This window comes from Bacteroides sp. QWL-09, from assembly GCF_058683585.1.
The window spans coordinates 1,163,376-1,187,270 of the sequence record NZ_CM178748.1; the positions used below are offsets into that span (position 1 = coordinate 1,163,376).

Here is a 23,895-nt window from a genome sequence, read left to right on the forward strand (position 1 = left end):
ATATAGGGATTTACTGCCAATTTATTGCAAACTCCCTCCTACGATGTCCAATAGTTCGTTTGTTATCGCCTGTTGGCGAGATTTATTATATTGCTTAGTTAATTCCTGTATTAAATCATTGGCATTATCCGTTGCTATTTGCATGGCCAATGTACGAGCAGCATGTTCCGATGTACTGGAATCAACTGCCGTTGTGAATATTTTCTGCCTCAGAAGCGTAGGAAATAGCTTTTCAATGAGCTCTTCAGCAGAAGGTTCGATGATATAATCGGTTATTGAGCAACAATCCTCCGGTTGTTCAACATCCCGAATCAGATGATTGATGTTTATCGGCAAGTAGACTTCATCTTTAAGGATCTGTGTCCCTCTCGATTTAAAATGATGATAGACTAAATCGACCCGATCCACCTTTTCGGTTTCAAAAAGGTTCATCAGTTTATTAGCCAATAACATCGCCTCATCATAAGTCGGTTTATCAGAAAGACGATCGAAAGAACCTTGTGATTGAAGTCCCATGCGTCTGACCGCCTCCTCTATCTTACGTCCAATGGGGAAAATTAGAATATTCTCCGATCCCAGTTCTTCATACTCTGTCATCTTTCGCGAAAACTCCTTAATCACATTCGTATTAAAGCCACCGCACAACGACGAATTTGAAGAGAAAACTACAATCGCCACGCGAGTCACCTTTTCTCTCTTCAAAACATAAGGTGAAGATATCGAGACCTCCGAACTCAAAAGATTGGCAACAATCCTATTCAGTTCCTGCTGATAAGGCCACATTCGCTGAATAAGACCTTGCATCTTATGAAGTTTTGCAGAAGCCACCATTTTCATGGCCGAAGTTATTTTTCGTGTATTCTTTACTGAATTAATTCTATTCTTAACTTCCTTTAATGCAATCATCTCTATCCCTTTATGATTAAACTAAAAAAAAAAATTAAAGATACTGATTCTCAACAACTTTAACCGTTTCCTCAATGATCCCGATTACCTCCTCATCAATGATTCCTGATTTTAAGACATCAAGCACCTCTTTTTGATGATTCAACTTAAGTCGTTCTATAAAACGTGATTCAAAGTCGCGCACCTTATCCAATGAAATGTTTCTCAGCAACCCATGTGTTCCGCAATATAATATAGCAATTTGCTGTTCAACAGGCATAGGTGCATATTGAGCTTGAACCAACAAACGTGTGTTTTTACGTCCTTTATCCAAAGTCATTGCCGTTACGGGATCCATATCACTGCTAAACTTAGAGAAAGCCTCAAGTTCACGATATTGAGCCTGATCGATTTTCAACGTACCGGCCACTTTCTTCATCGCCTTTATTTGAGCATTTCCTCCAACACGTGACACAGAAATACCAACATTAATCGCCGGACGGTTACCTTGATTAAAAAGATTCGTATCTAGAAAGATCTGTCCGTCTGTAATTGAAATGACATTAGTCGGGATATATGCCGATACATCGCCCGCCTGTGTTTCTATGATAGGTAAAGCAGTCAATGAGCCTCCCCCTTTAACAAGGTCTTTAATACTATCCGGAAGATCATTCATCTGACGAGCCACCTCTTCTTGATCAATAATCTTAGCTGCACGTTCCAATAAACGAGAATGTAAATAGAAAATATCTCCCGGATAAGCCTCACGCCCGGAAGGTCGCCTCAAAATCAAAGAAACCTCACGATAAGACACAGCCTGTTTTGACAAATCGTCATAAACCACTAACGCATGGCGACCGGTATCACGAAAGAACTCACCGATAGCCGCTCCGGCAAACGGAGCAAAATACTGCAAAGCAGCAGGGTCAGCAGCAGTCGCAGCAACAATAATGGTATACTCCATAGCTCCTTTTTCGCGTAATGTATTCACGATAGAAGCCACCGTAGAGGCTTTTTGACCAATGGCCACATAGATACAAAAGACCGGTTCCCCTTTCAAGTAATTATCCCTCTGATTGATGATCGTATCAATACCGATAGCCGTCTTTCCGGTTTGTCGGTCACCAATGATCAGCTCTCGCTGTCCTCTACCAATAGGGATCATCGCATCAATCGCCTTTAAACCGGTTTGCAAAGGTTGATTAACCGGTTGACGAAAAATAACACCTGGTGCTTTACGTTCCAGAGGCATCTCATACAGTTCGCCACCAATCGCTCCTTTCCCATCTAAAGGTTCGCCCAGCGGATCAATGACTCGTCCAAGCATACGTTCACTCACTTGTATGGAAGCAATCCGTTTCGTGCGTTTCACAATAAATCCTTCCTTGATTTTATCAGTAGGACCCAAAAGAACTGCACCGACATTATCTTCCTCCAAATTCATCACAATGGCTCTAATCCCATTCTCAAACTCTAGCAATTCGTTAGCCTCAGCATTTCGCAATCCGTAAATACGAACAACCCCATCGCTCACTTGAAGCACCGTTCCTATTTCATCAAGCTGTATACGGGTATCTATCCCCTCCAATTGGCGGCGTAAGATATCAGAGACCTCGCTAACTCTTATATTTTCAGACATGATTCAACTCTTTTTCTATTCTTTATACAATTCTCTTATTCTTATCGATGTACTGCTGTTTCACGCGTTTCAGCTGAGTAGCCACAGAAGCATCCAAGCGAACATCGTTTATATCAAACACAAACCCACCTTCGATAGACGGGTCGACCACAGTCTCCAGCTCCATACGAGCATGAAGGATATGTGCAGCCGTAGAACGAATGCGTTCTTCAGTCGCCTTATCGACCGGCACAGCCGTCACTAGACGTCCAACTCCTATATGTTTCAGTTTTCGATACAGATCAATATACATCAGCCCCATGGTTTGCAAATATTCTTCCCGTTTATGCTCTAAGACCAGGCGGATAAATCGAGTAAAAGCTTCACTAGATGGTTTATCCCCATTAGCTGCTACAGAGACAAGCGTTATTTTCTCATTCATCGGCACAATTGGATTATCAAGTGTCGTCCGCAACGCCGGATGAGTTCGAAAACCAGAGGTCAGTCGGAGAAACTCCTCATACACCACCCCTTCGGCTCCTTGATCAGTAGCAAAGTCAATCAGAGCTTTAGCATAACGCATCGATAATATACCAACTTCCATAATTAATTTCGACTACGAGTAATCACTTCGTCCACCATGCGGTCGATCATTCCCATCTGAGCCTCTTCCTTGCTAAGTTCTTGTCGGATCACCCTTTCGGCAATATCGACAGAAAGCATCGCAACTTGTCGACGGATATCGCGAATAGCCTCCTCCTTCTCAAGTTGTATTTGCCGTTTAACTCCATCAAGTTCTTTTTGTGCGGTAACTTCGGCTTGTCGACGAGCGTCACGAATAATTCGATCTCGCTCCTCAATCGCTTCTCTAAGAATACGCCCCTGCTCTCTATTCGCATCAGCCACAATCGCCTCACTCTTTTGCTTCAAAGTCACTAATTGTTCATTAGCCTCTTTAGCAACCTCAAGAGATTGGTCAATATAGGCCTTCCGCTTTTCGACCATGGCAATAATTACCGGGAAGCCATACTTTGCTAGGATGAAAAAGACCACCCCAAAACAAAACAGCATCCAAAATAACAAACCACTATCGGGTAACAATAATGACATACTCTCTAATTATAAAAAGAACACTAACAAACAAACCACAACAGCAAGTAAAGCTACACCTTCAATCAATGCTGCAGCAATGATCATACTCATACGAATATCTCCGGCAGCTTCAGGCTGACGAGCGATAGCTTCCATAGCTGCCTGTCCAATCTTACCAATACCTAATCCTGCACCGATTACTGCAATAGCAGCTCCAAGAGTTGCTCCCAATTTACTAATTCCAACAGCAGTTGTTGCTTGTAATAATACTGTCAATAACATAACTTTATTTTTTAAGATTTATACTTTTATCTTTTTTTCTCCTCCTCAGCAGGTTGCGCCAATCCGATGAAGACAGACGACAACATGGTAAATACATAAGCCTGTATAAATGCCACAAGCAATTCAAGGGCATTCATAAAGATATTAAACAAAACCGAAGCAATGGTCAACGATCCATTTAAAACCGGCCCCATGCTTACTGAAATAAATATGAGTGAGACCAACACCAACATGGCCATATGTCCCGCCAGCATATTTGCAAATAGACGAATCATCAAAGCAAAAGGCTTGGTAAATATGCCAAATAGCTCAATCACCGGCATAATAGGAAGCGGTACTTTCAGCCACCAAGGCACATCAGGCCATAAAATCTCTTTCCAATACATCTTTGATCCGAAGACATTGACCGCAACAAAAGTGCAAAGAGCCAAAACCATGGTCACCGCAATATTACCGGTCACATTAGCACCTCCCGGAAATAGAGGAATCAATCCCATCAGATTATTAATAAAGATGAAGAAAAATGCAGTCAGCAAATAAGGAGCAAACCGAGCATGATTAGGTCCGACACAAGGTCTAATCACATTGTCGTAGATCATAACGATCAACATTTCAATAGCGCCGACAAAACCATTCGGTGCAGGATCATCAGCCTCTCTCCTTCTATACCAATGAGCAACTCTTAACACAATGAAGATCACAATCAAGCTATTCACCATCAGAGCCAGAACCACTTTAGACACAGAAATATCGATAGGTCGTACTTCCTCACCTAACCGGTTCTTCTCAACAATCTTCCCTTCATATTTGGAGCCACTCGTCGCAATATACAATCCTTCATAAACCCCACGATTCTCTTCTAGTTTAGACGACAAGAAACAATGCCAACCACTCATCGAACTATAAACAATGATCGGTAATGGCACAACAATATCCCTCTCGCCCCATCTGGTAATATGCCATTCGTAAGCATCACCAATATGGTCAAAGACAATATCCTTTACCTCAATCTGTCCCTCCTCTTCCTGAACAGGAGAATTCAGCGACTGAGCTTGCATATTTATAGGACTTATCCCTAAAAAAACAAAACCTATTAATACGATAATCTTTAAATACCCACTCATTGTTCTATTCTATATTTCCCTTTTATCATTTTCTCGAATGAAAAGAACAGCCAAGTCTCAAAAACGAGATAAACCAAATAAAACGCTACAAACGTCAATAGAAAGACATGCCCATCTTCAGGATCAAGGATTGTAAAAACGATTAATAGGAGAATCGACAAAATCATCTTCACACTCTTAATTCCTAAATAAATCAAGAGTATTTTCTTAGGCATCTGTCGCTGACCATAATCGAATAAATAGATACTCAGCGATCCCCATAAATAGAAATAGATCGGAACCATTGGAAATGCTTTAAAATACTGGGCTCCGGGAATGCCATGAATGAGAATCAAAGCTCCAATCACCCCACAAAGCAAAGCCCCCAAAGTATGCCATTTCATAAAATAGTACTTTCCACGACGTTTCATTTCGTTCATCATGATCGTTTGTTCTTTTATACATTTACACAAACCGAAACCACATTATTACTCAGTTCAATAAACCCTTCCTTTATCTCTAATTTACACTCCTCACCATCCATTGTGACATACGATAGTGATCCTTTTCGCAAAGAAGAGATGATAGGTGCATGTTGAGGTAATATAGTAAACGAGCCCTTTGTTCCGGGTAAGGTAACCCGGCTAATTTCTCCTTCAAAGATGCTCTTTTCGGGTGATACAATATTCAAATATAAATCGTCCATCTTACTGCCAACCGTCCAACTGTTTCAACATCCGATTCCCCTTCTCTATAGCCTCCTCTATTGTACCTACATTCAAGAATGCCGATTCGGGTAATTCATCCACCTCACCGTCCATAATCATACTAAATCCCCTTATCGTATCTTCGATAGGCACCATCACCCCGGGAACGCCGGTAAACTGTTCGGCAACAGCAAACGGTTGTGATAAGAAACGTTGCACCCGACGTGCGCGGTGAACCGTAAGCTTATTCTCTTCCGATAACTCCTCCATACCTAAGATCGAAATAATATCCTGCAGTTCTCTATAACGTTGTAAAATCTGTTTCACTCGTTCAGCCACGTCATAATGCTCTTGGCCAACAATATTCGGATCAAGAATACGGGAGCTAGAGGCTAACGGATCGACTGCCGGATAAATGCCAAGTTCAGTAATCTTACGATCCAAAACAGTTGTAGCATCCAAATGAGAGAATGTCGTTGCCGGAGCCGGGTCGGTCAAATCGTCAGCAGGCACATAAACGGCCTGTACAGAAGTAATAGATCCCTTTCTTGTAGAAGTGATTCGTTCTTGCATCACTCCCATCTCAGTCGCTAACGTCGGTTGATACCCTACAGCCGAAGGCATACGTCCCAGCAACGCCGAAACCTCAGACCCCGCTTGAGTAAAACGGAAAATATTATCAATGAAGAACAAAATATTCCGTCTTTCCATTTCAGACCCGGCATCACGAAACGATTCAGCGACAGTCAGTCCCGATAGAGCCACAGAAGCACGAGCTCCCGGCGGTTCATTCATCTGGCCAAAGATCAAAGAAACCTGCGATTTCTTCATCTCTTCATAATCGACCTTCGACAAGTCCCACTGCCCCTTCTCCATGCTTTTCTTAAACTCCTCTCCGTAACGAATGACTCCGGACTCAATCATCTCCCGAAGCAAGTCGTTCCCTTCTCTGGTTCGTTCACCAACACCGGCAAACACCGAAAAGCCATGATGTTTTTTAGCAATATTATTGATTAACTCCTGAATCAAGACCGTTTTACCCACACCTGCTCCACCGAACAAACCGATTTTACCCCCTTTCACATACGGCTCAAGCAAATCAATCACTTTAATACCTGTGAGTAGGATCTCCTGTTCAGTCGTTAAATCCTCAAACTTTGGGGGATCGCGATGAATCGAATAAGCCTGTTCATTGCTCAAATCGGATAATCCATCAATCGGTTCTCCAACCACATTTAGGAGTCTTCCCTTGATCTGTTCACCGATAGGCATCATGATTGGGCTACCGGTATTGTACACCTTCATGCCTCGCTGCAATCCATCGGTGCTATCCATTGCGACCGTACGAACGGTATTCTCTCCAATGTGTTGTTGAACTTCAACGGTCAGTATCTTTCCATTAGGCCTTTTTATCTCTAAAGCCTCACGAATACTAGGTAAGACCAAGTCTACATCTGTTCCTTCGAAATAGACATCAACGACAGGTCCGATAACCTGAGAAATATGCCCTATGATCTCTGACATAAACCACCTTTCTTTATTTAATAATTCTTCAACGTTTTCTTATTGATCGTGTAGTGCGATGATTGTGTTCTTCAAAGGTTGTACTACAAACGATGCTATTGATTTAAGGATTGCTTAAAAGAATAGTTGATTAAGCAATTATACAAATGTAAAAAGAAATCTCATTCATTGTTCACTAAATACTGTTTTTTTTTCGTCCGTCCTCTCCCCTCATTATGAAAACTAAAAAAGCATTTCACAAATGTGTTCGAAAAGCTTTCAAAAAGCCAACAATACAAAGGAAAAGTAGTCTATACACCACCAAGAGCACTATAAAAGCAGAGAACTGTCAAATCTCATTTTCACAAAAAAAAGATCCCATGCTAATCTTGTTTAGATCAGCATGGGATATACTTTTATATCAATTGATAGACGTCGATGCCTAGTAAACCTCGACCTTCTCGGCTATTCGCTTCGCTTTATTACGTACAGCATCTAAGTCACTACCGACAGGTGCATAACAAAGCACCACGCCCATTCGTCTATTCACTCGAGTAAACGGCTTACCAAAGATACGTACATAAGTATCCTCTTCCGCAGTAACTTCTTCTAATCCTCTATAGTTAGGGCACTCTTCGTTAGAGATTGACGATAAGATCACCGCACTAGCCCCGATACGTTCCTGTTTGATATGCGGAATAGGCAATCCAAGCACCGCACGCAAATGCAATTCAAACTCATTCAAGTTTTGAGTCCCCGCCAAAGTCACCATACCGGTATCGTGTGGACGAGGCGATAATTCAGAGAAATAAACCCCATTATCATGACTAAGGAAAAACTCCACACCCCACAGACCGGCACCAGTCAAAGCACGAGTCACCTTTTCGGCCATCTCCTCCGCTTCTTTCAAATGTGCCGGATCGATATAAGCCGGTTGGAAACTTTCGCGATAATCGCCACCCTTTTGTACATGTCCGATAGGAGGACAGAATAACGTCGGTCCATTCTTCTGCGTCACCGTCAACAGAGTAATCTCGCTATCGAAACGAATAAACTCCTCGATAATCAATTCACGGATATCTCCACGGCTTCCGCTACATCCATATTCCCAAGCGTGTTCCAGTTCATCGGCCGATTTCACCAACGACTGCCCTTTCCCCGACGAAGACATCAAAGGCTTCACTACACACGGAAAACCGATCTTCGTTGCAGCCTCTTTCAATTCATCAAGCGATGTCGCATAGAAATACTTTGCAGTCTTCAATCCAAGTTCCTTAGCTGCCAAGTCGCGTATGGCCTTTCTATTCATGGTAAAGTTCACCGCACGAGCGCTCGGCACTACTTGAATACCTTGAGCTTCAAAATCGTATAAGCGTTCGGTACGAATCGCTTCAATCTCCGGCACGATAATATCCGGACCATGCTTCTTCACGACGCGATCCAAAGCTTCACCGTCGAGCATATCGAAAACCTCAAACTCATCGGCTACCTGCATAGCCGGTGCTCCGGCATACGAATCACATGCAATGACATGCTGCGCCTTACGTTGTGCAGAAATCACAAACTCCTTACCCAATTCTCCTGAGCCAAGCAAAAGTATTTTTTTCATTTCTTTGAAGTGTATTGTATTTTGTTGCAAATAGAATCTAAAAAACCTAATTCCTATTGATGTTGTTCCCTCAATAAATCGTTGACCGTCTTCACCGGATTAAAAGTAGAAAGAGGCACCTCTACAAAAACCGTATTCCAGTCGCTCATTGCTCCATTCCACAGTCCCGGTAACTCCAAAGCCTTCAGCTCCCGTCCACTCTTCGACTTCTGAGAAATAAATCCCGTCGATTTATCGACAAAGTCCAATAAGTCGAACTTCTCACCTCTGTAATCCCGAATACCACAAACCAGATCGACCGGATTAAAGTGCGTTCCCTGTTCGAACATCGTTTTCTTTTCCGGATCAGTCATGTCGATCTGCGAGCTTTCCAAGATCTGCAAAGAGATCGTTCCATCCGCATTATAAGCCAAGAACGGTCCCCCACCCGGTTCACCGACATTCTTCACCATTCCGCAAACCCGTATCGGACGGTTAAGTTTATTCTTCAGATAGATCACCAGCTCCGTATCTTCCAACAACTTCGTCTCCGGATTCTTACAACACAGTTCCTTCTGAACAAAGTGTAAGATCTCAAGCACCTCTTCGTTGGTGTACGAACCACGATCCAGACATTCAAGATAGCGGAAAATCTTTTCTTGAAGATCCACCAAAACTCCCGCTATAACCTCTTTATAAAGTACTGTATCTGCTTTCAATCGATCCGGCACCACATTATCTATATTTTTCACGAAGACCACATCGGCCTCCAAATCATTCAAATTTTCGATCAACGCCCCATGTCCTCCCGGTCGGAACACCAATGCCCCATGATCGCGGAACGGTTCATTATTCAAGTCGACCGCCAACGTATCCGTACTCGACTTCTGCTCGGAGAAAGAAATCACATACTCCACCTGATAAGCCTTTTCATAAACAGTCTTTTTCGAACGAACCAGTTCTTCAAACAATTCACGGTGTTCGGGAGATACCGTAAAATGAACATTCACCTTTCCCCCATTCTCAGCAGCATACAACGCCCCTTCAACGAGATGTTCTTCAAGCGGCGTACGTACATCATCGGGATAGCGATGAAATTTAAGTAATCCTTTAGGCAAAGCCCCATAATTCAAGCCCTCTTTCTCCAAGAGTGCCCGAACCACCAATTTGTATTGATTCTGCTGCAGTAAAGTCTCTATATTTCGATCGAACAAGCGACAACAAGCCTCATCTAAATCGTCATAAAAAGCGAAATCGGACATTCCATCAAAGAACTTTTTCTCAAAACGTTCCACAGGAAACTCCGATTCAGACTCTAGAAACTCGAACAGATTTTTAAACATTCGGCTGGCGGCTCCGGAAGCCGGGACAAATTTAGTAATGCTCCTCTTCTTCTCCTTATACGCACGCCACTGCTTCACATAAGTCTCTTTCTCATCATCGTCGGGGACTTTTATGCCTTTACTCATCGAAGCAGCCCCTTCTAATTTCAAAAAAGGAAAGCCATTTTCAAAGCAAGCCAGTTGTTCAGCGATCTTCGCTTCGGAAATACCCTTAAGAGCAAACATCTCTTTATCTTGTGCTGTTATCATAATACGACTTTTAATTAAATGATGAACAAAAATACAAAATGTTATTTACTTATTGCTCTATAATAAAGAAAAAAACTAATTTTACGTCGAATAAAGACTATTAACTATGAACGATTTTTTTACTATTGAAGATAAAAGGTTACTCTTTTCGCTTTACAAGCAAATTTTGCGATCGGCCGGAGAGAGTCTTTTTTGGCAAGATTGTCAAAAATTAAAGAAGCACCTCTCGGCAGCTGTAGAATGTAAAAAACTACAACGTAGCACTTTCAATATGAATCCGGTCATCCGCGACCTTCAAACCGCGATCATTGTATCCGATGAGATCGGGATGAAAGGGTCGTGCATCATCGCCATCATGTTGCACGAAATTGTAAAAAACGGTCAGCTCACCATAGATAACGTTCAAGACGAATTTGGCGAAGATGTCGCTTCGATCATTAAAGGTTTGGTAAAAACCAACGAACTCTACACCAAGAGCCCGGCCATCGAATCCGAAAACTTCCGCAACCTCCTTCTATCGTTTGCCGAAGACATGCGCGTCATTCTGATTATGATTGCCGATCGAGTCAACATCATGCGGCAGATCAAGAACGCCTCGGACGAAGAAGCCCGTTTGAAAGTTGCCAACGAAGCGGCCTATCTATACGCCCCTTTGGCTCATAAGCTCGGACTCTATAAGCTCAAATCGGAGTTAGAAGATCTCTCATTGAAGTATAGAGAAAAAGAGACCTACTACTACCTCAAAGACAAACTTAACGAGACCAAAGCTTCACGCGACCGTTACATCGCTGCATTTATCGATCCGATCAAACAAAAGATAGAAGCCGAAGGGTTGACTTTCGAAATCAAAGGACGAACCAAATCGATCCATTCCATCTGGAACAAGATTCAGAAGCAAAAGACCTCTTTCGAGAACATCTACGATCTCTTTGCGATCCGTATCATCATCGACTCGGCACCGGACAGAGAAAAGCAAGAGTGTTGGCAAGCCTACTCTATCGTTACCGATATGTATCAGCCTAATCCAAAACGTTTGCGCGACTGGCTCTCTATTCCCAAAAGCAACGGCTACGAGTCGCTTCACATCACCGTGATGGGACCGGAAGGAAAGTGGGTTGAAGTTCAAATCCGTACCCGCCGCATGGACGACATTGCCGAACGAGGATTGGCCGCTCACTGGCGATATAAAGGGATTAAAGGCGAAAGCGGACTTGACGAATGGCTAACCTCCGTTCGTGAAGCTTTAGAGAACTCCGACAGCGACTCCATGAAAGTGATGGATCAGTTCAAGATGGACCTCTACGAAGACGAAGTGTTTGTCTTCACCCCAAAAGGTGACCTGTTCAAGCTAGCGAAAGGGGCAACCGTACTCGACTTTGCCTTCCACATCCACAGCAAATTGGGAAGCAAGTGTATTGGCGCCAAAGTGAACGGTAAAAACGTACAGCTGAAACAAAAGCTCAATAGTGGCGATCAGGTCGAGATCATGACCTCGAACACCCAAACGCCCAAACGCGACTGGTTATCCATCGTCACCACTTCGAAAGCACGAACCAAGATTCGTCAGGCTTTAAAAGAGATGACTGCCCATCAGATCGACTTTGCCAAGGAGACTTTAGAACGTAAATTCAAAAATCGTAAACTAGAGTACGATGAGGCTGTGATGATGCGTCTCATCAAGCGTTTTGGCTTTAAGAATGTGACCGAGTTTTATCAGAAATTGGCCGACGAGACCTTGGACGTCAACGATATCCTAGACAAATACGTTGAGCTACAAAAGAAAGACACCGATTCACACGATGACATTACTTATCGCAGTGCGGAAGGTTATAACCTACAACCAACCATGCTCGAAGACGCCAAGGCCAAAGAAGACGTACTCGTTATCGACCAAGACCTAAAAGGTTTGGAATTCAAATTAGCCAAATGTTGTCACCCTATTTATGGAGATGACGTCTTTGGTTTCGTCACCGTAACCGGAGGAATTAAGATCCATCGATCGGACTGCCCCAATGCGGGACAGATGCGCGAACGTTTTGGCTACAGAATCGTGAAAGCTCGTTGGGCCGGCAAGTCGCAAGGGACTCAATACCCTATCACGCTTAGAATCGTTGGCCATGACGATATCGGTATTGTCACTAACATTACCTCGATCATCTCGAAAGAAAATGGAATCACCTTACGCTCCATCGGCATAGACTCTCACGATGGTCTGTTCTCCGGAACGCTTACCGTCATGGTTGGCGACACGGGACGACTCGAAGCTCTGATTAAAAAGCTACGTACGGTAAAAGGGGTAAAAAGTATTAATAGAAACTAGTACGATAAATAAAAACTTAAATTGAAAAGAGTTTTTATGCATGTGTATATCATATAAATAGATTAAGCCCACCGTTCTTTCATCTCATAAAAAGAACGGTGGGCTTTTAACTTATTCGTGTATAATCACCTCTCCTATAATTATTGTTTTTTGAGAAATATCTGCAACCCTACACACTTTAAGATAAAACAATTTAATAATCAACAAGTTATAGCGTTGCAGATCGGGTGACAGATAGGTGGCAGATGTTTTATCTACCATTCGACCTGAATAACCTTATTTCAAAGAATCAATTCCATGAATATCTTTTTATCATCTGATAGAAATTAGAATTGAAATCATGTTTATCTTTTGGGATTTAGAAATTTCTTTGATAAATAATTTCTAATAGGCAAGTCGTATAGTTTAAGACAAGCATAAGCTAATACAATATTAAAAATGACAAGACCAACTGCAACCATCCATACCTGCTCAAAAGTATAGTTATTCTTCCAAACAGATGCGTAGAATAAATACATAGAAGGATAATGAATCAGATACAGAGGATAAGATAAATCACCAAGCAAACTGCACATTTTTGTTTTTTTGGTGCCCATTTGCTTTGATGAGGCTGCAAAGTAAAGTATCAATGGGAAAAACAGAACGATACAAACCGTGTCGTAAATGGCATTCATCCAAGTGGCATCCTCGCCTCCCAAATGAGGCATAAAAAGGATAAATCCGATACTTAAGCTAGAAATCAAGAAAGCATTTTTTACGCAACGCAACGGTTTAAAGATGCGCGAGATGAATAAGCCAGCAGAATATGAGAATGTAACTCTTAACATACCACCGCCGAACTGCGTGCCTGCTAAGCTCCAACCATCGCCCATGTGCCCATAACCTGCTTGCGTCAAAGCATACCACAATAATGCTGCACCTGTAGCAATGACAAATCCCCCTAACACTTTAGTTGGCAATCTGCGTAAGAACAAAGCATACATCACGTTAGCAATATATTCAAAAAACAAAGACCAGGTAGGACCATTTAATGGGAACATCTCACCATAGCCACGTAAATCAGTCGATGCCGTTGGCAAACTCGGGATTAAAAATAAGTTAAGTACAAAAGCTATCATCACGGTAGATAGCGCCACGGATGTACCATCCCATTTTACGCTGCCTTGAATAAAATAACTTATCGCACCAATGACAACCGCCACAATAATCATGGGGTGCAATCGAATCAACCTGCGTTTAAAGAAAGTTACTATACCCATTGCCTTCCATCTATCGTCATAGGCATAACCTATCACAAAGCCTGATAAGATGAAAAAGAAATCTACGGCAAGATAGCCATGGTTGCAGAACTGATCCATAGGGCTTGTGGCAAAGCCTTCGCCAAGATGGAATAAGATAACAAAGAGAGCTGCGACTCCTCTTAAACCATTTAGAAGTACATAGTGTGGTTTCTGAGTCAGTGTTAAAGAAGGATTGTGTTGTTCCATAAAAAATACTTATACGTATTGGTTATTACTATAATTTCTTCACTAGTTTTATATGACAAACTAGGAAGGGAATTAGGAGAATAGAAAATATTAATTGAAACAAAAATAAGACTATTTTTTAAAGGGAGGATGTTCTTCCGATAAATATTTATATCAAAACATGCTGTTAAAATGAGAAAGAGTCCCCCTTATAAGACTAAAAATGGCATTGTCATATTTTACTAGCACACTGTGCTATTCTACTACGACAGCGTGCTATTTTTTTATCACAGTGTGCTATTTTCTTACCACACCGCACCATTTTTAGCGATTCAGGCGGTATCAATACAATAAACCAGAAATCAAAAGACGAGAATAAAAACCTCAAAGAAACCGTTTGTCGGATAACTAAGAGAGGGTGAAAGATAAGCAACAAAATGTGAGATAAAAAGAACCGTACCTCAGCGGCATGACGACCGTATCTCAGCGGCACAACGACCGTACTCCGAAACTACAACGACCGCATCTCAGCGCGATAACAACCGTACCTCAGCGCCGCAACGGCCGTACTTTATTATGCCTAGAGACTGTCAGTGTCAGTTAACCATTTTAGTTGACCGTTTTTTGCCTTATTCACCATGTCGGTTGACTCTGATTAAACTTACTTTTAATTCAGGTTGACTCTTTCTTTTTTTATTGATAAGATGAGTTGACCCTAGTTAAACTTATTAATAAATCACGTTGACTACTTTTCTTTTTATTGATAAGATGAGTTGACTACACTGATATCAAATAATAAAAAGTCAAGTAAATCATTTATTTAGCAGTTGCGCTTTTCTGCTCAGATAATATTAAGAAGTCATGCAAAGTTATTCTATTTTTTATGCATACTTCCTTTTAATGGCAATTTCTCTATAACTAGTCCATTTCTTCTTTAATTCCCCTGTGCATTGAGCAGCTTGTTTAGGCGTCATGCCTTCTAAGCTCCAATGTGGGCGTTCGTTGTTATAGAATTCTATGGCCAAATGCAAAGCTTTTTTCAAATCATTTATGGTATAAAACTCCATTCCTTTAAGCAGTTCATTCTTTATGGTATTATTTATGCGTTCGGCCACAGCGTTATCTTTGGGATTACCACTTTCAGTCATACTTATAACTATACCGTGTGTCTTTAACAGGTTGGTATAAACATAACTTGCATATTGTACCCCACGATCCGAATGATGAACAAGATGATCAAATCCTTTTTTGCTATAATGCTTTAGAGCCATTTTTAAAGCTTCTAACGTATATTTAGTCTCTAAAGTTTTCCCAACACTATATCCGATGATTTCTTTGCTGTAATAGTCAGTAACCAAAGATAGATAGCAGAAGGTATATTCACCTTGCTCATTTATCCACAGAGGCAGATAGGTTATATCGCTAACCATGAGCTGGCAAGCAGCATCCGGTATGAAGTCTTTGATAAGATTGGGATAAATCGGGAAATGATGCCTAGAGTCTGTGGTAAGAACGCGACGCTTACGCTTGCGGACTTTCAAACCATAGCGTTCTATAATATCATAGAAGCGATTATAGCCCACGCTGTTCTTTTCTCCAAACCTCGTACGATACATCAACCAAAGTTTGCTGCCTCCAATTCCAGGATCTTTGACTCGAATTTCTTTGATAAACTCAACGACAAAGGCTTCTCGAGCAAGAGTAGAGAGTAGCGTATTCTCATGCTTGTAATAGGCTTGCTTGGTTACACCAAGTAGGCGACACATGGGAAGAATACGATAACGCTTTTCATCCCGTGTGTGAAGTCTATAGGCTACTTGGTGCCAGCTTTTTTTAAGTCAAGACCATAAACGTCTTTGCCCAATTCAACCATCTCTGCATAGAAATCACCACGTAGACGCTCTTGAGCGAGTTCCTTCTTTAGTTTGGTGATCTCTGATAAGAGTCGTTTGTAATCTTCTGGGATTACAGATTTGCCTTCTTTTTTCATCATTTCGGCGATTTGAGGGTTGTCTGACTCAAAGATACTTAAAGCTCGATAAATCGACGTACGACTGCACTCCATTTTTTGCATAATCTCAGAAATTAACAGACTGTCAGTTAACTATTTTGGTTGACCGTTTTTTGTCTTATTCATCCTGTCGGTTGACTCTGATTAAACTTACTTTTAATTCAGGTTGACTCTTTCTTTTTTTATTGATAAGATGAGTTGACCCTAGTTAAACTTAGTAATAATTCAGGTTGACTACTTTTCTTTTTATTGATAAGATGAGTAGACCAAGGGGAATCAACCAATAATTTTCATAATTTAGTTTGTATAATTTATAATACTATACATTTAGTAACCATAAATATAAAAAAAGGATTGAAGTCCCCCACTAATCATAGCACAGGCTTTTCCGTCGTCATTTTATATAATAAAACTGAGATGACTCATCTAACTCGTTTGTAAAGCTCATGCAAAATTGGAAATTGAACAATAACCATTTGTCTTTAGGTTTATAGAGAGTGAGCATAAACCTAATAGGTTGTATCTCATATTTAAGCACACATGAGTAATGTATTAAAGAATGACCGATGGTACGCCTTGATACAATTTCATACCCACAATATTCTCCTATAGAATCCACACTAGAAAGCAATTTATCCTTTACCTCATCTACGCTTTGAGAATGCATTATCTCAAAATACTTATTAGTGGCAAATATCTCGTTTAATGCCACCTTCGGACTTTGATTCTTGTAAGTATTGAAAAAAGATTCTACTATAACATCCGAATCTGTATGAACCGCCTGCTTTTGATTACATGAAACTAAAAGCAAGAGTGAAAAAATAATAATATACTTCATTTTGATATCCTATTCCGGCTGTAGTTCTCCAACTGAAGGTAACTGCTTCCATCCTTCACCAAAGGTATCGTAAGCATCGGTCACCACAACAAAAGCAGAGGGATCGGATTCTTTTATTTTATGCTTCACCCTAGTTACCTCTTTATGACTAACCACCAAGAAAAGCATCTCCTTCTCAGCCCCCGTATAGAGACCACTACTCTTGATACAAGTTGCTGTGCGGTCAAGATCCTTCAAGATGAATTGATGGAATTCAATCATCTTCTTCTCACTGATCACAAAGATCAACTTATCATCTTTCGCTCCGTTAATGACATAAGCCAAGACTCTAGAGATGACAAAAATAGAGATCAATGAATAGAAAGAGAGATGCCACGAAGGAGTTAAAGAATCTCCGTTCGAAGTACCGACTCCAAAGCCAATAACGATCAATCCGAAACCAACGACCAAGGCATCGACCATCAAGATAGCTGTAGAAAAGCGAATGTGAAAGTATTTTTGGATGATCATGCTGATGATATCTGTTCCTCCGGTAGTAGCTCTATTGCGTACCACAATACCTTGTCCAACACCAATCACAACCGCCCCAATGATAGTGGTCAACATCAAGTGTTGGGTCATATCCATGCTTCCGCCTAAAAGCTGCGCCGGGTCTAACTTTTCGAGAGCTTGTTGGGTAGGATAAACAAGATGCGACATCATGTTCATGAGAAAAGGGGTCAATAAGGCTGCCACTATCGTGCGAGAGCCTAAATGTGCACCTAATAACAATAAAGAGAGGATCAGCAAGGGGATATCGAACATATACCCGAACGTACCGACTTGAACACTGGGAAATAGATTATGGAGCACAATACTCGCACCATATACCCCACCCGGAATAATATTATAAGGGTTAATGAAAAACACAAAACCGGCAGCCATTATTGTACAACCGATCAAGATTCCTCCCCATGAAAGCCACCAATTTAAGTGCAAGGCCGGCTCACATTTTTTTCTCAAAACAGACATTTTATTTCCCATATTATTAGATATACATATTCATGCAGCAAATATACAAACAATCCAAATATGGAGAAACAGATATTAAAGATAAATTTTCAAAACGACGTGATAATCTTAATTTAAGAGGGATTTACTTGAAAAACATTCAAAAAAAAGCCTCGATAAACGAGGCTATATTTTATTTTGATAAGCAAAAAGCTTCTTTGTCAGCTTATCGTACTTTCTTTTTCAAGAAATACGGATAAGTAATGAGTACAAAGAACAGCAAAGCCACTAAGATTGCAATTCGACTCATCAATAAAACCGATCCTTTGTCATCGGTCAGCAGTGAAGTAGCAATACCCAGCGAGATACCGATCTCACAACATAATAGGTGCATCGCATTAGCTGTACCGCGCTGACAATGTTTGGATAGTTTCACAAACATCACAAGGAATTCAGGCATGGTCAGTCCAAAGCCTAATCCAAGCAAGATGGCAGCAGGAATGATAACGGTTCCATAACCAAGGAAGATCAATGCGATCATAATAAACAAAAGTCCTAAAACAACCACATGTAGAGTCTTATCTTTAATCAACTTCAGTCGAGAAAGCGACATTGAAGCGAGATAGCCAACTACCGTTAAAGCGAAGAAGGGAACAGAAAGCTGCATATTTTGTACCGATACGAGGGTGAATGAATGTGGGAAAACAATCAATAGACCCAAGATAAAGGTCAACAGAATAAGATTAATACCCGGAACCCAGCCCCGAAGTAATAAGAACCGGTCACACGAACATAAGCAATTCGTTATTGGTGCTCTAAACGGGACATACACCCGCGAGATAAACAGAACACCAAGCAATCCAATGCCTAAAGAGACATACAAGAAATGCATAAAAGGAATCTGATGATTAAACGAGATGCCTAATGCGACTCCTGTAATCATTCCTAGACGTCCCATCCATGCAAAGCCAATATTTCCAATGCTTCGCAAGGAAGAATTTGTGATGTCGATAGCTAAGGTTATGCCTGCAGTCGTTGCCATACCAAAAGCCATACCTTGCACCACACTTAAAGCCATCACTTCCGTGACATTTTCGACATAACCGTAGCCTAACGTAGAGACAGCGATTAACGCCGAAGCTAACATACAAATATACTTCCGTTTATAAACATCAATAATATAGGCGTGGAAAGGGCCTATAACCAACATACCTAACGTAAAAAACAAGAACATTAGGGCTGTTTGCTGGACGTTCACACCTAAATGTTCAGCTATTTCCTGTGGTAAAACAGGAAATAGCATATATAGGGATGTAAATAACAGAAAGTTAGATAAAGATACCTTCATAAACTGATTGGTCCACAATCTTGCAGCCATAAATGATTAATATTGTTCCTTCTCATTAGGAAAATCACGATTCTTCACATCCGAGATGTAACGACTGATTGCATCGGTCATTACCGTATAGAGGTCGGCATATCGACGCAAGAAACGTGGTCGAAAACCGTTGTTCATACCCAACATATCTTGGGCCACCAATACTTGTCCGTCAACTTCGCCACCGGCACCGATACCGATCACCGGAATGGTCAATTCGGAAGCTACTCTTTCAGCTAAGCTAGCCGGGATCTTTTCTAAAACGAGTGCAAAACAGCCGGCTTCTTCAAGCAAATGAGCATCTTTAATCAGCTTATTAGCTTCTTCATCGTCTTTTGCACGTACAGTATAAGTTCCGTATTTATTGATAGACTGAGGCATCAAACCGAGATGGCCCATCACTGGAATACCTGCGCTTAAGATACGCTTTACGGTATCGATCACTTCTTCACCACCTTCAAGTTTCAAAGCATCGGCGTGACTCTCTTTCATAATACGAATAGCCGAAGCTAATCCTTCCATTTCATTACCTTGATAAGAGCCGAATGGCATATCGACAACGACCATTGCGCGCTTTACACCACGAACAACTGATTTGCCGTGATAGATCATTTGTTCAAGAGTAATTGGCAATGTAGTGACATTACCGGCCATAACATTCGAAGCAGAGTCGCCAACTAAAATAACGTCAATACCCGCACCGTCGACGATTTGGGCCATCGTATAGTCATACGATGTTAGCATAGATATCTTTTCGCCTCTTTGTTTCATCTCAACCAGGCGATGAGTTGTCACTTTTCTTGTGTCATCTGATATATAACCAGCCATGTTTTCTAAGTTTTGTGATTTATAAAAATTAATTATCCAAATCTTTTTTTAACCGAAATTGGGCGCAAAGTTACAACATTTAATTAAGAACAAATAAAGAAAAGAAAAGATTTCATAATTCACACCCTTTTTTACGTGCTAAAAAGCATTTCAAGGGATTTTTAGACTCAAATAACGACTTATTCGAAGTTGCGTTCAACAAGTTTGGAATATGTCATCCGAGTGAAATCGTCAATCACAAAATGCGAATGGTCGGAAATCGCTTCACGAGAGTTGGTGGTGGCCAAGCCAACAACGGTAGCTCCCGAGTCCATCCCGGCCTTCAATCCGTGAAAAGAATCTTCGAAAACAAAGGTTTGCTTCGGCGACGCTTCAAACTGCTCCATACCTAATAAGAAACAATCGGGAGCAGGCTTAGAACGTGCAAATCGTTCACCGGTCAAGATCACGTCGACCATCGTTCTCAACTCAGGATGTCTATCGTAGATCAGATCCATCTTTCGTTCATCGGAGCTGGTCACAATGGCAACTTTCACCTCATGGGCTCTCAAATCGTCAATGAAAGACACTGCACCGGGAATATATTCATAACTCATGTCATGTTCATAGGCATAGAGATGCTCACTGATGGTTCGTTGTTCATCGGGCTTCCCTTTGAAGTAACGGTCGTAGATTTGCACCATGGTTTGTCCTTTGATGTCGGGACCGAAGTTTTCCACTCCGAGAAACTCCTCTCCCATTCGATTCCAGAACAAAGTGTATTGAGATTCAGTATCCATAATCACTCCGTCAAAATCGAATAAAGTCACTATTTTGTTTAAATTACACATCGTTTAATCATTTAGTTAGTTAGATATAAAATCAGAAATAGAACGAAAGCGAACCATTCGGTTATTCTATAACCATCCAAGTATATCCGTTAGCCGGAATGGTTACAGTCAGCTTACAGTTAAACGTTCGATCTAATACGTATTTCTTTGGTTTGCCTTCTCCTTGGCGAATATACGCCTTTTTTGTCAACCCCGTATAATATAACGGTAGAGTAATCACTCGAGTCATCTCTTGATGGGTTGGATTGAAAAACAGGGCTAATCCTTTCTCTTTACCTTTAGGATGAACATGTAGAAAACCATCCCAATCTTGCCCATCTGGTCTCCGCAAATGAATAATGTCACGGTTTAGTATCACGCGATATCTCTTATACCAGTCTACAACCTCCTTAACCATGGATTTAGTCTTTGGAGTATCGTATAGTCTAGGGCCTCTATAACACGCTTGTATTCCAGAACCATAATTTTGTATCATATGCTGCTTATAGATATCGATATGCTCTTCCAGAGGTTCTAACGTTGCGACATCTCCACCACCTTGGTATTCTGTCAGCGGAACAAATGTCCAACAAGACGAAGCTAAACGATCGTATGTGCCGGCATAATTCACTTGCCGCCCAAGGATTAACTGTTGTTCTCGAGGAAGACTCCAATTCACTTCTCGATATCCGATCCCGGTCTTATTCGATCCGGTGAGAAAATAGTAATCGGGAATATTGGTGTAAATGCCTTGCTCACACATCCAACCATAAAGCTCGGTGATCTTCTTCCATTGTTTCCACTGGGAATCTTTTAATCCGGTGTGATAGGTATGCTTAACCGAAGCACAAACGTTACCCGGATAGGAACCGTCATTCTCAAATACGCTAAACCCGGTTTGTTCATAAAAGGATTTTATTTTCGCAAAGTAGTCGTACCCCCATTCGCTACACAAACAAGGCGATGAGCCGAATATCATACCGCCACGTTTACCGGTTGCCGGGTTAATCACGTCAACCTCATCACTAATCCATCGACTCGACAAGAGCGAATATCCACCAATCTCAATGCCTTTGCTATGGGCATAATCGGCTAATTCTTTTAACTGACGGATATGATTGGGATCGTTGGTCTCCATGTTGACTCCACTTCCGAAACTGAGTATGATCATCTCGTATCCAACCTCGGCACATTGATCGATAGCTGTCTTAACAATTTTAGGATCAATACTGATGAGGTGCATGAAAATAGGATTCTCAGTGAGCCAAGGGGTTACAGTTCTGTAAAAATGACGTTTAAAGAGTCCTTTACGTTCACGGTCATCGCTATCGTATGGCATTTCATAAACTTCCATTGAAGTAAACGGCGAGGTTCGCGACACTAACTGATCGGGACCAATAGGTAATGACACGTCTAAGATACAAGGTGTTTGTAAGGCATAGTTGCATTGCGAAGTGTAAGAGGGATCCGTAACCCATTTAACGGTAGTGGTCGACTCTTTCTCCGTGAAGCCGCCAAAAGCATAGTTGCTTTCCACACAGATGTTGGGCAATCGGAAGGTTTTGGGATCACCGCTAACAGGACTCTCAGGCTCGGCAAACGCTAACTCTTCTAATTTAAACTGATCTAAGTTGAACGGTAAATCACTTTCGTTGATGATCTCCATATATTTTCGTATGGTGGGAAGCCCATCGTATAAATCGTAATGAAGCTTAATAACGACCTTTGCCAATTCTCCTTGCCCTCTCAGTACAAAGGTGAGTGACTTTCCTGTTGGTAGGGTTTTATTTAAAGCCCATCGTTTAGGGGTCCATTTCATGCTTTTTATGATCGGAGTTACACTCAAATCTTCTACGATAAAGGAGTTTGGTATGGGAGTCATATCGTCTATCCATTCTGTTTGGATATATCCTCTCTGTGTTTGACCTCGCAAACCGCCAATGGAATAATTCTTCCCGTCGATCTGTACCGAGCCTTCACCACTCACTGCCCGTAACATATTCTCTCCGGTCATCTGATTGAGATAGTTGATCGTGGCAAGATTCGGATAGATGCGAAACGTTCTTGCAATGAGTCCATTCGACAAGACCACGCTTTGACCATCAGTTGTGGCGTAAACATTGGCTTTTGCTTTTTCACCGTCAAGAAGCCAATCATAAGTGGGCTGTTCGAGTGGCTGACTGATGGTTTGAAGACGATCGATTTGTTTGCGAAGATGTTCTTTGGTCTTTGCACTCATCGTACCCACCGAACCGACGTACTCAGGACTGACTGTTACCGGGGGAATCTCAAAGTATTTAATCGAGGTATTGATCCAATAGGCAAAATCTCCGCTATTTCCATCTCCACCATCTTCAACAATTAGATCCAAAGTTTCAATCGTTTTAATTTCAAGCTTTAGACTCTCCATCGCATCACCTTGTCTCATGACTTTTGAATAGAGGGTCTTTCCATCTCCAACAACCTTAAAGAGTACTTTGCCATGATCGACCTTTCCTTCTGCACCTTCGATCCCAACAAATCTTTTCGACTGTTGGGTCAACTGATAAAACATCCGTTTGCCATCTACGAGCGAGATTGAAGTCATGTCTTTAGCCGAATAATCGATATGATGGTCGGCTACACCAATTCCTCCTTCTAAAATCAACCCATTTTTCTTTAAATTGATTTTTATAACGCTTCGACTATGAACACAAACAGTATTGGGGTGTTTTACTCCGGCAACGGTTGGTATCGTCCCCATGGGCGATTCTCCAACAAGTGGACCACCAAATTGTTGATAGGCTTTTCCCAAATCTAATTCATGTAAAAACCGGACTCCCTCGGCTTGAGCCGCAAGAGAGAAACAGAAAGTCATAAGAGATAAAAGGGTCGTTTTAGTCATA

General features: G+C 41.4%; 20 protein-coding genes. 1 reads left to right on the forward strand and 19 read right to left on the reverse strand.

The window, feature by feature from the left end; translation table 11 throughout:
• Nucleotides 1-21: 21 nt before the first annotated feature.
• The 11 genes from AC4PG5_RS04580 to AC4PG5_RS04630 form a co-directional block, all read right to left on the reverse strand.
• Nucleotides 22-906, reverse strand: a complete 885-nt coding sequence (locus tag AC4PG5_RS04580; protein WP_492030264.1) for a F0F1 ATP synthase subunit gamma — start codon at nt 904-906, stop codon at nt 22-24.
• Nucleotides 907-940: 34 nt separating this feature from the next.
• A complete protein-coding gene (gene atpA / locus AC4PG5_RS04585) occupies nt 941-2,524 on the reverse strand; it encodes a F0F1 ATP synthase subunit alpha (RefSeq protein ID WP_492030265.1) in 1,584 nt (527 codons plus the stop codon).
• Nucleotides 2,525-2,546: 22 nt separating this feature from the next.
• The gene (locus AC4PG5_RS04590; RefSeq protein ID WP_492030266.1) at nt 2,547-3,107 is read right to left on the reverse strand and encodes a F0F1 ATP synthase subunit delta; all 561 of its coding nucleotides are present in this window, start codon (nt 3,105-3,107) and stop codon (nt 2,547-2,549) included.
• A gap of 2 nt (nt 3,108-3,109) precedes the next feature.
• A complete protein-coding gene (gene atpF / locus AC4PG5_RS04595; RefSeq protein ID WP_492030267.1) occupies nt 3,110-3,613 on the reverse strand; it encodes a F0F1 ATP synthase subunit B in 504 nt (167 codons plus the stop codon).
• Nucleotides 3,614-3,622: 9 nt separating this feature from the next.
• A complete protein-coding gene (atpE, locus tag AC4PG5_RS04600; protein ID WP_492030268.1) occupies nt 3,623-3,877 on the reverse strand; it encodes an ATP synthase F0 subunit C in 255 nt (84 codons plus the stop codon).
• Between the two features lie 26 nt (nt 3,878-3,903).
• Nucleotides 3,904-5,001 (reverse strand): F0F1 ATP synthase subunit A, encoded by a 1,098-nt coding sequence (gene atpB / locus AC4PG5_RS04605; protein WP_492030269.1) that lies wholly within the window; start codon nt 4,999-5,001, stop codon nt 3,904-3,906.
• On the reverse strand, nt 4,998-5,423 hold the full coding sequence (locus AC4PG5_RS04610) for a hypothetical protein (RefSeq protein WP_492030270.1): 426 nt from the start codon (nt 5,421-5,423) through the stop codon (nt 4,998-5,000). The genes atpB and AC4PG5_RS04610 overlap by 4 nt, the downstream gene beginning before the upstream one ends.
• 14 nt (nt 5,424-5,437) lie before the next feature.
• Nucleotides 5,438-5,686: an ATP synthase F1 subunit epsilon gene (atpC, locus tag AC4PG5_RS04615; protein WP_492030271.1), complete on the reverse strand. Its 249-nt coding sequence runs from the start codon at nt 5,684-5,686 to the stop codon at nt 5,438-5,440.
• A 1-nt stretch (nt 5,687) separates the two neighbouring features.
• Nucleotides 5,688-7,211, reverse strand: coding sequence for a F0F1 ATP synthase subunit beta (gene atpD, locus AC4PG5_RS04620; RefSeq protein ID WP_492030272.1), 1,524 nt, complete (start codon nt 7,209-7,211; stop codon nt 5,688-5,690).
• 421 nt (nt 7,212-7,632) lie between these two features.
• The gene (gene purT, locus AC4PG5_RS04625; RefSeq protein WP_492030273.1) at nt 7,633-8,799 is read right to left on the reverse strand and encodes a formate-dependent phosphoribosylglycinamide formyltransferase; all 1,167 of its coding nucleotides are present in this window, start codon (nt 8,797-8,799) and stop codon (nt 7,633-7,635) included.
• A 53-nt stretch (nt 8,800-8,852) separates the two neighbouring features.
• A complete protein-coding gene (locus tag AC4PG5_RS04630; RefSeq protein WP_492030274.1) occupies nt 8,853-10,370 on the reverse strand; it encodes a DUF4301 family protein in 1,518 nt (505 codons plus the stop codon).
• A 106-nt stretch (nt 10,371-10,476) separates the two neighbouring features.
• Between AC4PG5_RS04630 and AC4PG5_RS04635 the strand changes: the two genes are divergently transcribed.
• Nucleotides 10,477-12,690, forward strand: a complete 2,214-nt coding sequence (locus tag AC4PG5_RS04635) for a RelA/SpoT family protein (RefSeq protein ID WP_492030275.1) — start codon at nt 10,477-10,479, stop codon at nt 12,688-12,690.
• A gap of 344 nt (nt 12,691-13,034) precedes the next feature.
• Here the strand turns inward: AC4PG5_RS04635 and AC4PG5_RS04640 are convergent, their stop codons facing one another.
• From AC4PG5_RS04640 to AC4PG5_RS04675, 8 genes are all read right to left on the reverse strand, one after another.
• Nucleotides 13,035-14,177, reverse strand: coding sequence for an acyltransferase family protein (locus tag AC4PG5_RS04640; RefSeq protein ID WP_492030276.1), 1,143 nt, complete (start codon nt 14,175-14,177; stop codon nt 13,035-13,037).
• Between the two features lie 860 nt (nt 14,178-15,037).
• Entirely contained in the window at nt 15,038-15,922 is an 885-nt protein-coding gene (locus tag AC4PG5_RS04645; protein WP_492028354.1) for an IS3 family transposase, read from the reverse strand.
• Between the two features lie 47 nt (nt 15,923-15,969).
• Nucleotides 15,970-16,230: a hypothetical protein gene (locus AC4PG5_RS04650; RefSeq protein WP_492030277.1), complete on the reverse strand. Its 261-nt coding sequence runs from the start codon at nt 16,228-16,230 to the stop codon at nt 15,970-15,972.
• Nucleotides 16,231-17,014: 784 nt separating this feature from the next.
• The gene (locus AC4PG5_RS04655) at nt 17,015-18,016 is read right to left on the reverse strand and encodes a YitT family protein (RefSeq protein ID WP_492030684.1); all 1,002 of its coding nucleotides are present in this window, start codon (nt 18,014-18,016) and stop codon (nt 17,015-17,017) included.
• 205 nt (nt 18,017-18,221) lie between these two features.
• Nucleotides 18,222-19,373 (reverse strand): MFS transporter, encoded by a 1,152-nt coding sequence (locus AC4PG5_RS04660; RefSeq protein ID WP_492030278.1) that lies wholly within the window; start codon nt 19,371-19,373, stop codon nt 18,222-18,224.
• A 6-nt stretch (nt 19,374-19,379) separates the two neighbouring features.
• The gene (gene panB / locus AC4PG5_RS04665) at nt 19,380-20,201 is read right to left on the reverse strand and encodes a 3-methyl-2-oxobutanoate hydroxymethyltransferase (RefSeq protein WP_492030279.1); all 822 of its coding nucleotides are present in this window, start codon (nt 20,199-20,201) and stop codon (nt 19,380-19,382) included.
• Nucleotides 20,202-20,380: 179 nt separating this feature from the next.
• Nucleotides 20,381-21,031, reverse strand: a complete 651-nt coding sequence (locus AC4PG5_RS04670) for an HAD family hydrolase (RefSeq protein ID WP_492030280.1) — start codon at nt 21,029-21,031, stop codon at nt 20,381-20,383.
• Between the two features lie 61 nt (nt 21,032-21,092).
• A complete protein-coding gene (locus tag AC4PG5_RS04675) occupies nt 21,093-23,894 on the reverse strand; it encodes an NPCBM/NEW2 domain-containing protein (RefSeq protein ID WP_492030281.1) in 2,802 nt (933 codons plus the stop codon).
• Between the last annotated feature and the right edge of the window lies 1 nt (nt 23,895).

What these genes read in the sequence shown, in the direction of transcription:
- AC4PG5_RS04580 (WP_492030264.1), bottom strand. Translation starts at nt 906, where the DNA reads ATGATTGCATTAAAGGAAGTTAAGAATAGAATTAATTCAGTAAAGAAT.
- atpA (WP_492030265.1), bottom strand. Translation starts at nt 2,524, where the DNA reads ATGTCTGAAAATATAAGAGTTAGCGAGGTCTCTGATATCTTACGCCGC.
- AC4PG5_RS04590 (WP_492030266.1), bottom strand. Translation starts at nt 3,107, where the DNA reads ATGGAAGTTGGTATATTATCGATGCGTTATGCTAAAGCTCTGATTGAC.
- atpF (WP_492030267.1), bottom strand. Translation starts at nt 3,613, where the DNA reads ATGTCATTATTGTTACCCGATAGTGGTTTGTTATTTTGGATGCTGTTT.
- atpE (WP_492030268.1), bottom strand. Translation starts at nt 3,877, where the DNA reads ATGTTATTGACAGTATTATTACAAGCAACAACTGCTGTTGGAATTAGT.
- atpB (WP_492030269.1), bottom strand. Translation starts at nt 5,001, where the DNA reads ATGAGTGGGTATTTAAAGATTATCGTATTAATAGGTTTTGTTTTTTTA.
- AC4PG5_RS04610 (WP_492030270.1), bottom strand. Translation starts at nt 5,423, where the DNA reads ATGATGAACGAAATGAAACGTCGTGGAAAGTACTATTTTATGAAATGG.
- atpC (WP_492030271.1), bottom strand. Translation starts at nt 5,686, where the DNA reads ATGGACGATTTATATTTGAATATTGTATCACCCGAAAAGAGCATCTTT.
- atpD (WP_492030272.1), bottom strand. Translation starts at nt 7,211, where the DNA reads ATGTCAGAGATCATAGGGCATATTTCTCAGGTTATCGGACCTGTCGTT.
- purT (WP_492030273.1), bottom strand. Translation starts at nt 8,799, where the DNA reads ATGAAAAAAATACTTTTGCTTGGCTCAGGAGAATTGGGTAAGGAGTTT.
- AC4PG5_RS04630 (WP_492030274.1), bottom strand. Translation starts at nt 10,370, where the DNA reads ATGATAACAGCACAAGATAAAGAGATGTTTGCTCTTAAGGGTATTTCC.
- AC4PG5_RS04635 (WP_492030275.1), top strand. Translation starts at nt 10,477, where the DNA reads ATGAACGATTTTTTTACTATTGAAGATAAAAGGTTACTCTTTTCGCTT.
- AC4PG5_RS04640 (WP_492030276.1), bottom strand. Translation starts at nt 14,177, where the DNA reads ATGGAACAACACAATCCTTCTTTAACACTGACTCAGAAACCACACTAT.
- AC4PG5_RS04645 (WP_492028354.1), bottom strand. Translation starts at nt 15,922, where the DNA reads ATGTGTCGCCTACTTGGTGTAACCAAGCAAGCCTATTACAAGCATGAG.
- AC4PG5_RS04650 (WP_492030277.1), bottom strand. Translation starts at nt 16,230, where the DNA reads ATGCAAAAAATGGAGTGCAGTCGTACGTCGATTTATCGAGCTTTAAGT.
- AC4PG5_RS04655 (WP_492030684.1), bottom strand. Translation starts at nt 18,016, where the DNA reads ATGTCTGTTTTGAGAAAAAAATGTGAGCCGGCCTTGCACTTAAATTGG.
- AC4PG5_RS04660 (WP_492030278.1), bottom strand. Translation starts at nt 19,373, where the DNA reads ATGGCTGCAAGATTGTGGACCAATCAGTTTATGAAGGTATCTTTATCT.
- panB (WP_492030279.1), bottom strand. Translation starts at nt 20,201, where the DNA reads ATGGCTGGTTATATATCAGATGACACAAGAAAAGTGACAACTCATCGC.
- AC4PG5_RS04670 (WP_492030280.1), bottom strand. Translation starts at nt 21,031, where the DNA reads ATGTGTAATTTAAACAAAATAGTGACTTTATTCGATTTTGACGGAGTG.
- AC4PG5_RS04675 (WP_492030281.1), bottom strand. Translation starts at nt 23,894, where the DNA reads ATGACTAAAACGACCCTTTTATCTCTTATGACTTTCTGTTTCTCTCTT.